Raw genomic sequence first — 11,552 nt, 5'->3', positions numbered from 1 at the left:
AAGGTCGCCACTCACGGGCGCACCAGTCGGAGCGCAATCCATGGATGCGACGATCTGCGTCATCCTTGGCGGCGGGGCTGGACAACGGCTGTACCCTCTCACCCGAGACCGTGCCAAGCCTGCAGTGCCCCTCGCGGGGAAGTACCGGCTGATCGACATCCCGGTCAGCAACTGCCTCAACTCCGGTCTGAACCGCATCTTCGTCCTGACTCAGTTCAACACCGCCTCGCTGCACAGCCACATCAACCACACCTACAAGTTCGATGACTTCGGCGGCGGTTTCGTCGAGATCCTCGCAGCCGAACAGACAGCTGAGAGCAAGGACTGGTACCAGGGCACGGCGGATGCGGTGCGCCGCAATCTTGGCCACCTGCCAGTGACGCAGGCGGACCGGTGTGTGGTCCTGTCGGGCGACCAACTCTACCACATGGACCTCGGCAACATGCTGGCCTATCACAAGCAGCACAAGGCGACGATCACGATCGCGGCGACTCCTGTGACTCGTGCCCAAGCCTCATCGCTGGGGGTGCTCAAGACGGGGCCGGACCTGAACATCACCAGCTTCTGCGAGAAGCCCAAGACCGACGAGTTGCTGGACCAGTATGCAATCGAGCCCCAGAGCCTGCAATCCGTGGGGATCGAGCCCGCCGGCCGCACGCACTTGGCCTCAATGGGCATCTACGTCTTTGAGACAGCGGCGCTCGTGGAGGCGCTGGAACGAGATGAGCACGACGACTTCGGTGGTGAGGTGATCCCGGAGACCATCGCCCGGTGCACGGGTTGCGTGTATGCCTACCCCTTCGACGGCTACTGGGAGGACATCGGAACCATCCCATCCTTCTTCGAGGCGAACCTGAACCTCACGGAGCCGGTACCGAAGTTCAACTTCTTCGATGAGAACAACCCGGTCTGGACTCACCCGCGCTACCTGCCCGCCACGAAGCTCAACTCGTGCGATGCCCAGCGGGTGATCATCGGTGACGGCAGCATCCTTGACCAGTGCCGACTACGACGGTGCGTGATCGGTCTGCGTAGCATCGTCCGTGAGGGGTGCGACCTGGAGAACGTGGTGATGATGGGCGCCGACTTCTTCGAGACCCCGGAGCATCGGCGGCGGCATGAGACCGAAGGGCTGCCACCGATCGGTCTGGGGCGGAACGTGCGTGCAAGGAACGCCATCATCGACAAGAACGCACGGATCGGTGACGGCACGGTCATCGAGAACCGTGCGGGGCTGGCGCAGTACGACGGCCCTGACTACTGGGTTCGCGACGGGATCGTCATCATCCCGCGTTCGGGTGTCGTGCCCCCGGGCACAGTGATCTAGACAGCCCTTGAGGCCAGACCTCGCCTGGGCCACGACGCTCAGGCCCGTATCGAGAAGCTGGAGGCCCGCATGTCGCGTGTATACGTAGCATTCTGGTTCGACACCGAGGACTACGTGACTCCCCAGAGCGATGACGCCGCCCTGCGTCTGGCTCGGATCTTCGCCGACCAGGGAGTGCAGGCCACCTTCAAGGTGGTGGGGGAGAAGGCGCGGCGACTCAAGCAGCGCAGACGCAAGGACGTCATCGAGGCACTGGCCGAGCACGACCTGGGCTACCACACCAACTACCACAGCTTTCCGCCGACGGTCTGCCAGTACCTGGAGGGCATGGGCTGGGAAGAGGGCATTCAGGAGTTCAAGCGGCGTGAGCAGCCCGGACTGGAAGACGTCGAGGAGATCTTCGGCAAGCGCTGCTCGACCTATGGACAGCCGGGCAGCTCCTGGGCACCGCAGGCCTACCCGGCGCTTCGTGACTGGGGCATCCCGACCTACGTTGACGAGGGCCGCCATGTGGGGCTCAATGACCAGCCCTTCTGGTACTGCGGGATCCTGAACGTATTCCGGATGCGCTCGCGCTGCACCCGGATGAGGCTGGGCGGTGGCGACAACCTGCGCCAGGGCTGCGAGGCCTTCGACCGCATCCATGAGGAGCTTACCGAGGAAGGCGGCGGCCTCATCAGCATCTACTACCATCCCTGCGAGTGGGCGACGACGACCTTCTGGGATGCTGTGAACTTCGGCCGTGGGAAGAGCACTCCGCTGGATCAACTCCAGATTCCGCCGCTCAAGGCAGAAGCGGACGCCGAGCGGGACTTCACCGACTTCGCCTCGTACCTGCGCCATGTGACGGAGAGTGGGGCCAGGGCGGTTACCTGTGCGGAGCTGCCGGGACTGTATCCTGATCTCTGGGCACCGGAACCGCTATCGCGGGAAGCTTGCCTGTGTCTTGCCTGTGGACTGGCGGAGGAGGTCAGCTACCAGCCCGTTCGACATGGCTGGGCTTCTGCGGCAGAGGCTTTCGGTGTGGCTGCCGAGGCCTGCGCGCGACTGGCAGAAGGCGGGTCGAAGGATGCGCCGGTGACCGGCCGCTACCTTGATGGCCCGGTGGTACGACCGTCCTCCGAGGAAGCCTGTGAGGTGAAACGCGCGGAGTTCCTTCAGGCCTGCGTCGAGGTCCGGGACTTCATGCGCCGGACAGGGCGCGTGCCCGACGAAGTGATGGTCGGCGGCCACAAGGTCTCGCCGGCGTCCTTCGCACGAGCCGCTGCACGAACCTACACCACCGAGCTGCAGGGGTTCGCGCCGGAGACCGTTCAACTGCCCCGGGTGACACTGACCATGGAGAACGAGGTGATTGAGGAGGGCGCCTATGGCTGGGTCATCCTCCCGGAAGGGTACCGCGCACCGGGGCTGATGGAGCTGGCACGACTGCAGGCGTGGACCCTGAAGCCCGCCTTGCTGCGCTACTGAACCGAAGCTAGTTCCCACCAGGACCATGTAAGTGACCCTTTGCGGCAGGAAGCTGCCGGGCGGTGTTGAAGTATGCCCGGGGGACATTCTGGCGCGAAGGAAGGGACCGGCCATGAGTAGGAAGCTGTGCCGCGTGACGTGGCCCCTGCTGCTGATGGTCCTTGCCGTAACCTCCGTAGGTGCACAGCCCATCCCGACGACACGTGAACTAAGGCCGCTCGCCACTCCCCGTGTATCCCTCAGCCTCGAGCAACAGATGCGTGACTTCCTGGTGGGACAGCGCGTGGGCACCGAGGAGATGGAGAAGGACATCTCCGCCTTCAAGGCGCTTCCGCCGGAGGGGCAGGCGTTGGTAGTCGAGGCCACGAAGCCGGAGTTCCTGGGCCGGCTGAGGCAGGCGTATCCCAACGCCAGCTCGCGGATATGGCAGAAGGCCGATACAGCCCACATCTCAGTGCTGGCGATTCCGTCTCTGAGTGCGCTGTCGCCCAGCGATGGTTCGCTGGGAGAGAGCGTCCTGGCGATAGGGCGCAACTTCAAGAGCACCAGCGTGGTACACGTGAACGGTGCTGCGGTCACCACCTTGCACCTGTCCTTCTTTGGGGTCCCCTGCAACACGCTGCTCCTGTTCTTCCTTCCCGCTACCGGCCTGTCCTACGGCAGCAGCTATCCGGTGCAGGTGTACAACGGAACGCTGGACAGCAACACGCTCAACTACCCGGTCGTAGCCCCACGTGGCTATCGCGGGAAGTACGGATGGAAGTTCGCCAACAAGGGTGGTCCGTGGATCCCCTGGGCGATCTACCGCAACTACTTCGGCGCCTCATCGGTGGAGTATGCTGATGGGACCCACAAGCCGGCCGCCCAGAGCTGGTACGATTCCCGGTACAAGAAGATCGGCGATGGCGGCAACTGCTACGGCATGAGCGTGATGAGCCTGCGCATCAAGCACTGGAACATCGGGGGACTCCTGTTCAACTCCTGGTGGACCACCAACCGGCTCGCGAGCGTCTGGACCTACGACAGTAACCGCAACAACGACGAGGTCTGGCAGTCCGTGCAGGAGATGCAGGGCAGCCAGCTCGCAGAGCCTCAGAACACTCTCCTGTTCGGCGAGATCAACGCCAACAACCCGAACGCGCGCTGGGAGGAAGCCAAGGGCATTGTGGCCTTGGCGAGCCCGCCCCATGGCTGTGTGATGGGGATGGTCGGCGGCGGCGGCCATGCGACAGTGGTCTACAAGGTCGGACCTGATGAGGCCACGCGGAAGCTCTACCACTACGACAACAACACCCCCTACTACACCACAGAGACAGGCGGTCCCGACCGCAGCGTAGCCAACGTCAACAAGGCGGCGAACACCTTCAGCTACGGTGGCTACTACAAGATCGGCATCTGGGATCTGCCCAGCCTGCTCGTGGCGCCCAGTCTGCCCTCGGATGCTCTTGGTGGTGCCATGGGCGCAGCGGCGACGAGTTCGTACCTCTCCATCTCGCGGACGGCACGGATCACACAGATCACGGATGAGGCCGGCAACCAGTTCTATGCGGGCAACCAGGAGAACCTTGGGGCCAACAGGATCCCGGGCGCGGTCTACTCCGAGCCCTTCATGGGACTTGGGCCGACGCCGCTGAGCTATCCGCACACCTTCCTGTTCATGAACTCGCGGGGCAAGAGCTACACGGTGGAGTTCGCCGGCGCTGCGGGCACCGAGATCAGCTTCGTGCAGAAGGGCCTTGTGGCCGACATGGTCGCTGACGGAGCTTCGGTGCGGTTCACGGCGGTTCAGGTGAACGATCAGCGAAGGTTCAGGCTGGAGAATCCGACCGGAGCGAACCTGCGCTCGATCAGGCTCATCAGCATCGTCGGGCCCGCGGAGCAGCGCACGATCGAGATCCTCAACCTGCGACCAGGGGCGGACCTTCCGCTGGAACTGGGCCTGAACGCTGCCGGGAACGGCCTGCAGCTCATCAACCGATCGCAGCAGCCGCTGCAGGCCCAGGTCAGCCTGCGGGTTGATCGCGCCGGTCTGCACACTCCCACGAGCCTGATGGCGCTGAACATCCCAGGCTCGCAGACGGGCCTTCTGACGCACCAGAACTGGCAGAACCTGCAAGGTCTCAACGCTCAGTTTGAGTTGCAGAGCCTCACGGGCCAGCGGTTGAACCTGATGCCCATGAGGACGCAGTAGCTCCTCTCTCGGGGACGCCGGCTGACTGCCACGGGGAGGCGTCCCCGCGTACCCCACTTCGACGTGTCCGCTGGAGGGCAGGCAATGCGCACCCTTTCGCTTGTGCTCGTGCTGGTCGTTGCGTGCAGCTTTGGCGCTGCGCAGACGGTGCTGGATTACGGGTACTTCGTCAGTCGGCTGACGGACCTGGACTCCCTGCCCCTCCTGGAGGCCGGTACGAGCTGCAAGCAGTGGTCAAGCTGGGATCGCCGGTCGCTCGATCCGAAGCACTGGGATGCGAACGGTGACGCGGGCAAGTACGAGACCTACGATCCGGTGCGGTATGGCCCCGTTCCGCTCAAGCCGGGAGAGGCGCTGATGGGCCAGATGGAAGGCCCCGGGTGCATCTTCCGGATCTGGTCGGCGAACCCGGTGGGGAAGATTCGCTTCTATCTCGACGGTGCGACCGAGCCCACCTACGAGTTCGACTTCAACGGCCTGTTCAGCGGAGACTACGAGGACTTCAAGCCGCCCTTCGTGTACAAGCGAAGCTCGCAGCGCACGGCCTCCGACTGCTATCTGCCGATCCCCTATGCAAGGAGCTGCCGGGTGACGGCCGACGCGCCTCACGGGCAGTACTACCACATCGGGTACATGACCTACCCGCGCGGGACACGGGTCGAGAGCTTTCGTTGGCCTCTGGACGCCAAAGCCAAGGCGGCCTGCGCTGAGGTGGCGGCGAAGTGGAACGCCTGCGGTCAGGACCCGCGCCCGGCAACAGGCGACGACGGGACGGTTACCCAGAAGCTGCACCTGGAGCCCTGGAAGCTGGTCAGGCCGGTGCAGCTTAGCGGGCCTGCCGTCATCAAGACGCTGCGTGCGCGGATCGAGAGCCCGGAGCGCTATGCCTGGCGCAAGGTGCTCCTGAAGGTGTGGTTCGACGACGAGGCCCAGCCGGCGATCCTGTGCCCCCTGGGCGAGTTCTTCGGCACCGGCTGGCAGCCGAACGAGTATGCCAGCTACCCGCTCGGTGTGGTCCAGGGCGAGGGCTACAGCTTCTGGGCCATGCCCTTCCGCAAGGTTGCGCGGATCGAGTTGCTCAACCGCGGAACGGTACCGGCGGAGGTCGCCCTGAGCGTCAAGTGGACACAGACGCCGGTGCCTGAAAACGCCGCGCTTTTCCATGCGAAGTGGCGGCGTGAGAACCCGGCACGGGAGTTTGACTACCCCTTCCTCGAGACCTCCGGCGAAGGGCGACTCGTGGGCGTCGCGCTGTACATCGACCACCCCGTTCCGGGCTGGTGGGGTGAAGGTGATGAGAAGGTGTGGGTGGACGGCGAGGCCTTCCCGTCGATCTTCGGCACCGGCTCCGAGGACTTCTTCGGTGACGCCTGGGGCATCCGGAAGCTGGTCCAGCCCTCCTTCGCCTGCAGCTACGACCAGGGACAGCGCACCTGCTGCTACCGCTGGTTCCTGGGCGACCACATCCCCTATGGCAAGTCCCTGCGCATGACGATTGAGAACTACCCGCCACCGGATGACTACGTGACCGTCGCGTACTGGTACCAGAAGGCCGGCGGGAAGGACTTCTTCGCGGCGGATTCTGCGGATGATATGCGGCCCTGGGGACGGTCGCTGCCGAACACGATAGAGGCGGAGGACCTGTGGGTGGAGGACCTGGGACAGAGCGCGCAACTGCTGGCCGACGACGGGCGTCAGTACGAGTTCAGCCGGGGCCTGGCCGTGGACTTCGGCCTTCACAAGGCCGGGTATGAGACGCCGACGGCGGTGTTCAGCACCTCACGAGAGGGTGTGGTCTACCCCACGTTCTACCCCGTGCCCAGTTCGAGGGAGAACCCGACGGCGCTTTTTGGGGCCTCGATTGACGGAGTGAAGCTGGAGCCGCTTGGGCTGACCGCGGAAGGAACGATGAAGTTCGCCGGTATCCTCCTGGGAGCCGGGTCGCACAAGCTCTCCCTGGTGGCGCTCGACGAGGGGCATCTGGCGGTCGACTGCCTGCGTCTCGAGCCTCCCTCCAAGACCAGAGGGGCTCTCGAAGTCGAGCAGTTGCTTTCGACTGCCCGCACCTCCCGTGGCAAGGTCTCGGTGGAGACGGCACGCCTGGCCTGGAGTGACGGTCGACAGCTTCTCTTTGACGCCCAGGGCGCAGGCAGTGAGGTGTCGGTCAGCTTCGCCAACGCTGCCCCTGCCGAGGTGAGCATGACCGCGCAAGTGACGACGGGGCCTGACTACGGTCAGGTGCAGTTCCTGGTCAACGGCGCACCGGCCGGCGGCGTGACATCGTGCTACTCTGAGGAGGCCGGGCTCAGGAAAGTCGGCCTCGGCACCGTGAGACCCGGGGCGGGCAGCCAGACCCTGACGGCTCGGGTGGTCGGCAAGACTCCCGAGGCGACGGGCTTCCGGATTGGGATAGACTGCCTGCTGCTGGACAAGGTGCTGTATCCCGGCTCCCTGGAGGGTGAATCGCTGACCGTGCTCGGGGCCGAGGGCGGCGACTACCTGCCTCAGGAGGGCAGCCATCCGCAGATGTCCGGTGGCACGCAACTATGGTTCCGCGACCACAGCGGCACGGGCCACCTCGACCTGGAAGTCACGGTTCCAGCGGCGGGCAAGTACGAGGTCACCGGGTGGTTCTCCAAGAGCACCGATTACGGCATCTTCCAGACACTGGTAGACGGCCGCAAGGTCGGCGACCCGGTGGACCTGTACTCTGAGGTGTTTTGGGTCTACGGTGGCGAGTGCCGCCTGGGCACGATCGACCTCTCGGCCGGAAGGCACGTGCTCCGGTTCCAGACAGTGGGCAAGAATCCGGCCTCGAAGGGCTACTACCTGGGGCTGGATGCGCTGAGATTCCCGCCGATCAAGTGAGCCCGGAGGCCCCTTCGGTCGTCACTGGAATCTGTAGGCCTCCCGTGGGTCGTCGAAGACGCGCTCCACGGTGAAGTCATCGATGCGTCGCGACAGGCCCTTCTCGACGATGCGGTCGATGGCTTCCTTGTCCTTGAGTTGCAGGCGACCGGTGATCGGCAGAGGCAGCTTGTAGGGGCGGCACCTCGGGATCGCCGCCATCGCCTTGCGTGCGCCCTCTCGGACGAGTTCGCGAGACTTGGCCGGAGCGTACATGATCGAGCTTGTGCGACTGAAGCCCTCCTTGACGACGACCGTGACGATCTCGTCGCCCAGGAAGCGCTGGGCTTCCTCGCAGCAGCGCAGATCGCCGCTGCACATGATGGGAGGGATGCCGTGATAGCCGGCGACGAGAGAGGTCTGCACAATCTCGCCGGACTCCACACCGTTGTACCAGTACTTGTTCTCGCCAAGTGAGCTCTGGGTGTGATGCAGGACGCCGTCCTCGGTGCCGTTCATGGCGTGGTAGCCCAGCAGGATGAGGCCGTCGATGGTGCCGTCCATGCCGCTGTCAGGCCGGGGTCTGCCGGGACCGGTGATGTAGCGAGCGGCCGGATGGAGGTCTTCGACGAAGAAGTTGAAGCCGCCACCGTGGCCGTCGCGCACGATGAGGTCGGTAGCGCCGCCATCGAGACAGCCCTGGACGCAGGCATTGACCTCCTGGGTGAGCAGATGGCGGGCTTCCTGGTACAGAAGGTTAGTCTTGTCCCGCGTCTGATCGAAGAACGTGATGCCGCCGATGCCTTCCAGGTCCGTGCAGATGAAGATCTTCATTGGTGGCCCCCGGACAGTCGATATGTGAGGCGCACAATTCCGTGCAGAAACGGAAACACCTGCCGCCCCGCCAAGTGTTAAGGGAATCCATACATACATACGCTGGGGAAGCGACGAACTCGTTGCAGACTGCGGCCAACCACAGGGGCGCCTCAGCATGTCCCCAGTCGCTGGAGGAGGATGGGCATGAAAAGCATACCAAGGATGGGGCTTTTTGTGGTCGCTTGCGCAATGGTCCTTACCGTGTTGCTGGTCTCAGGGTGCCCCAAGCCGCCGGAGACGATGCCGACGGAGCCGACGAGTGGTCTCGAGAACGCCGTCACCGGTCCCACGCCGTCGGTGACCGAAGGTGAGAACATGGTCGCACCGGAACCAACCCCGAGCGAAGGGGGAGTGCCGGCCACGCCTGGTGAGCCCGGAGCCAAGCCTGCACAGGGCGGTGCCGGTACCAGGGGAGAAGGCGCCGGGAGAGGTGCAGGAGGCAGGGCCGGTGCTGGTTTCGGCGCTCCGATCAAGACCGGTAACGCCGAACTGGACAAGGTCCTGGCGAAGCGTTCGACGCTGAAGAGCTACAAGTCCAGCACGGTCGTCGACGGCAAGACCGTTGCGACGACGACGATCCAACTCAAGGACGGCCGTCCGGTTCGTACGAAGACCTCGCGCGAAGACGGCGGCTGGTTCATGATGATCAGCGATCAGAATGTACGCTACATGTACAACCCGAAGGAGAAGGTCATCACCAAGAGCACCGGCCGCATGGGTGGCAATGGTGGTGGCGCCGGTCAGGGCGGACGGCCACAGGGCGAACGACCTCAGGGCGAGCGACCGCAAGGCGCACGACCACAGGGACAGGGCGGGACTGGTGCCCCCGGTGGCGCTGGCGGACGACCGGGTGGCATCGGCGGCGGAATGATGGGCATGCCGAACCTGCGCGACCTGGAAGGGTCCAAGTTCGCAGTGAAGTCTGACAAGCTGGACGGCGTCTCCTGCATGCGCATCGACCTGACCACGAAGGAAGGCAAGGCTGTCGTCTTCTGGGTGGACACGCAGTATGGTCTCCTGCGCCAGAGCAAGGAAGGCGACCGCGTCGTGAAGACGAAGTACGAGATGATCAACTCGGTGCCCGACAGCGCCTTCGCACTGCCGCAGGGCGTCAAAGTCGTCGATGCCCCGCAGCGGTCCCGCGAGGGTGGTAGTGGTGGCGCCGGCGGCGGCGCTCCGCGCTAGCAGGCTGGCTGCTGATCGACAACAGGGGGTGTTGCCGTGAAAGCCGCACGGAGTACGGTGTTCGTCGTCGCACAGGTACTGGTGTTGATTGCTGCCATGGTGATTCCCGGTGGGTGCGCTGAGCCGGCGCTGGACAAGGGTGGACCGACGCTGGACAAGGGCGCACCGACGGCGGACAAGGGCGAGCCGGTGTTGGACTATGTAGCCCGTCCCGATGCAGCCTTTTCGTGGGAGGTGGCGGCCCGGCCCGGCGACGAAGGCAGTGCAGGCGCCTTCCGTCTCAACATGACCTCCCAGGTCTGGCAGGGGATCACCTGGAAGCATCGTGTCACGGTAACGAGCCCGGCCAACCCCAGGCACCCCGACTGGTGCGTGCTGATGATCACGGGCGGGAATCCTGCGGGTGAGATGTCCGCCTTCGCGTCGCTCACCGCAGGAGCCCTGGGCTGTCCGGTGGCGGTGCTCGGCGACATCCCCAATCAGCCGCTATTCGATGGGCTCAGAGAAGATGCGCTGATCGCCTACACCTTCACCAAGTACCTGGCCACGGGGGACGCAAGCTGGCCCTTGCTATTCCCGATGGCCAAGTCGGCCGTGCGGGCAATGGACTGCCTGCAGGCCTTCTCGGAGAAGGAGTGGGGCAAGCGGATCCAGCGCTTCCTGGTGACCGGCGCTTCGAAGCGCGGCTGGACGACCTGGTTCACGGGAGTAGTGGATTCGCGGGCTGCGGCGATCATGCCGATGGTCTACAACAACCTGAATCTGCCCGCTCAGATGCGGCATCAGCGCGAGCAGTTCGGCGACTACTCCGAGCAGATCGATGACTACACGAAGCTGGGGCTTCCCGATCTGCTGGCCTCGGCTCAGGGGCAGAGTCTCGGTCGGGCCGTGGACCCGTACACCTACAGGGACCGCACCACGATGCCCAAGCTGATCATCGCGGGCACCAATGATCCCTACTGGCCGGTGGACGCTGCCGGGGACTACTTCAACGACCTCGTCGGGCCGCGCTACCTACTGCACCTGCCGAACTCGGGGCACGGCATGGACGATCGCCGCAAGCTGCTTGCCGGAGTGTGGGGCTTTTCCTCGGCGGTCATGGGCGAAGGGTCGTTGCCGAAGCTAAGCTGGCAGTTTGCCACCGGAGATCAGGGCCTGACGGTCGCGGCGACCTGTGACCCCGCGCCGGTTCGTGTGCTGGTGTGGAAGGCCCAGGCGGCGACGAAGGACTTCCGCAAGTCCAAGTGGACGAGCGAGGAGCTTGCCCCAGGTGGCGGCAAGATCAGCTACACGCTGGCCAAGCCGGCCGAGGGCTATGCGGCCCTGTACCTGGAGTTCGTGTACCAGTCTGGCGGACGGGACTGGCCGCTGACCTCCGAGATCCACACGGTCGGCCCCTAGGGCCCGGACAGACGAAGACGCACAAGGAGGGCGCGCCGGTGAGGATTACCGGCGCGCCTTTTGGTGCCTGGGGAGGGTGCCAACTGCCTCGGCTTGCCCGCTTCGGGGAGCTCCTTAGGGGACGAACCCGACCTGCGAGACCAGCACCTCGATGGTGCCGTCTCCCCGTGCCTGGCCATGGACGCCGAGAGTGAGGCGCGTCAACTGCGTCAGGTCGAAGCGGTTGTTGTCATCCTTTGACCAGGCGCCGAGCTT

At 64.7% G+C, this 11,552-nt stretch carries 7 protein-coding genes; 6 read left to right on the top strand and 1 reads right to left on the bottom strand.

Going from position 1 to position 11,552, the window contains the following annotated elements:
* Positions 1-40: 40 nt before the first annotated feature.
* The 4 genes from ABFE16_06095 to ABFE16_06080 all read left to right on the top strand — a co-directional run bounded on the left by ABFE16_06095 (position 41) and on the right by ABFE16_06080 (position 7,856).
* The gene (locus ABFE16_06095; GenBank protein MEN6344859.1) at positions 41-1,327 is read left to right on the top strand and encodes a glucose-1-phosphate adenylyltransferase; all 1,287 of its coding nucleotides are present in this window, start codon (positions 41-43) and stop codon (positions 1,325-1,327) included.
* 69 nt (positions 1,328-1,396) lie between these two features.
* A complete protein-coding gene (locus ABFE16_06090) occupies positions 1,397-2,797 on the top strand; it encodes a hypothetical protein (GenBank protein ID MEN6344858.1) in 1,401 nt (466 codons plus the stop codon).
* A gap of 112 nt (positions 2,798-2,909) precedes the next feature.
* Positions 2,910-4,988, top strand: a complete 2,079-nt coding sequence (locus ABFE16_06085; protein ID MEN6344857.1) for a hypothetical protein — start codon at positions 2,910-2,912, stop codon at positions 4,986-4,988.
* 84 nt (positions 4,989-5,072) lie between these two features.
* Entirely contained in the window at positions 5,073-7,856 is a 2,784-nt protein-coding gene (locus ABFE16_06080; GenBank protein ID MEN6344856.1) for a DUF2961 domain-containing protein, read from the top strand.
* Positions 7,857-7,877: 21 nt separating this feature from the next.
* Here the strand turns inward: ABFE16_06080 and ABFE16_06075 are convergent, their stop codons facing one another.
* Positions 7,878-8,669 (bottom strand): M55 family metallopeptidase, encoded by a 792-nt coding sequence (locus ABFE16_06075; protein MEN6344855.1) that lies wholly within the window; start codon positions 8,667-8,669, stop codon positions 7,878-7,880.
* A gap of 186 nt (positions 8,670-8,855) precedes the next feature.
* On the opposite strand from ABFE16_06075, the gene ABFE16_06070 reads away from it, so the two are divergent.
* The gene (locus ABFE16_06070) at positions 8,856-9,896 is read left to right on the top strand and encodes a hypothetical protein (protein ID MEN6344854.1); all 1,041 of its coding nucleotides are present in this window, start codon (positions 8,856-8,858) and stop codon (positions 9,894-9,896) included.
* Between the two features lie 36 nt (positions 9,897-9,932).
* Positions 9,933-11,297: a PhoPQ-activated protein PqaA family protein gene (locus tag ABFE16_06065; protein MEN6344853.1), complete on the top strand. Its 1,365-nt coding sequence runs from the start codon at positions 9,933-9,935 to the stop codon at positions 11,295-11,297.
* The last annotated feature ends 255 nt before the right edge of the window (positions 11,298-11,552 follow it).

The sequence above is a fragment of the Armatimonadia bacterium genome (assembly GCA_039679385.1).
GTDB lineage: Bacteria > Armatimonadota > Zipacnadia > Zipacnadales > JABUFB01 > JAJFTQ01.
The sequence above is the reverse complement of the archived record's forward strand: the minus strand, read 5'-3'. Positions and strand labels throughout refer to the sequence as shown.

Excerpts from the sequence above, each read along its gene's own strand:
- ABFE16_06090 (MEN6344858.1), top strand. The coding sequence starts at position 1,397 with ATGTCGCGTGTATACGTAGCATTCTGGTTCGACACCGAGGACTACGTG.
- ABFE16_06095 (MEN6344859.1), top strand. The coding sequence starts at position 41 with ATGGATGCGACGATCTGCGTCATCCTTGGCGGCGGGGCTGGACAACGG.
- ABFE16_06085 (MEN6344857.1), top strand. The coding sequence starts at position 2,910 with ATGAGTAGGAAGCTGTGCCGCGTGACGTGGCCCCTGCTGCTGATGGTC.
- ABFE16_06070 (MEN6344854.1), top strand. The coding sequence starts at position 8,856 with ATGAAAAGCATACCAAGGATGGGGCTTTTTGTGGTCGCTTGCGCAATG.
- ABFE16_06080 (MEN6344856.1), top strand. The coding sequence starts at position 5,073 with ATGCGCACCCTTTCGCTTGTGCTCGTGCTGGTCGTTGCGTGCAGCTTT.
- ABFE16_06075 (MEN6344855.1), bottom strand. The coding sequence starts at position 8,669 with ATGAAGATCTTCATCTGCACGGACCTGGAAGGCATCGGCGGCATCACG.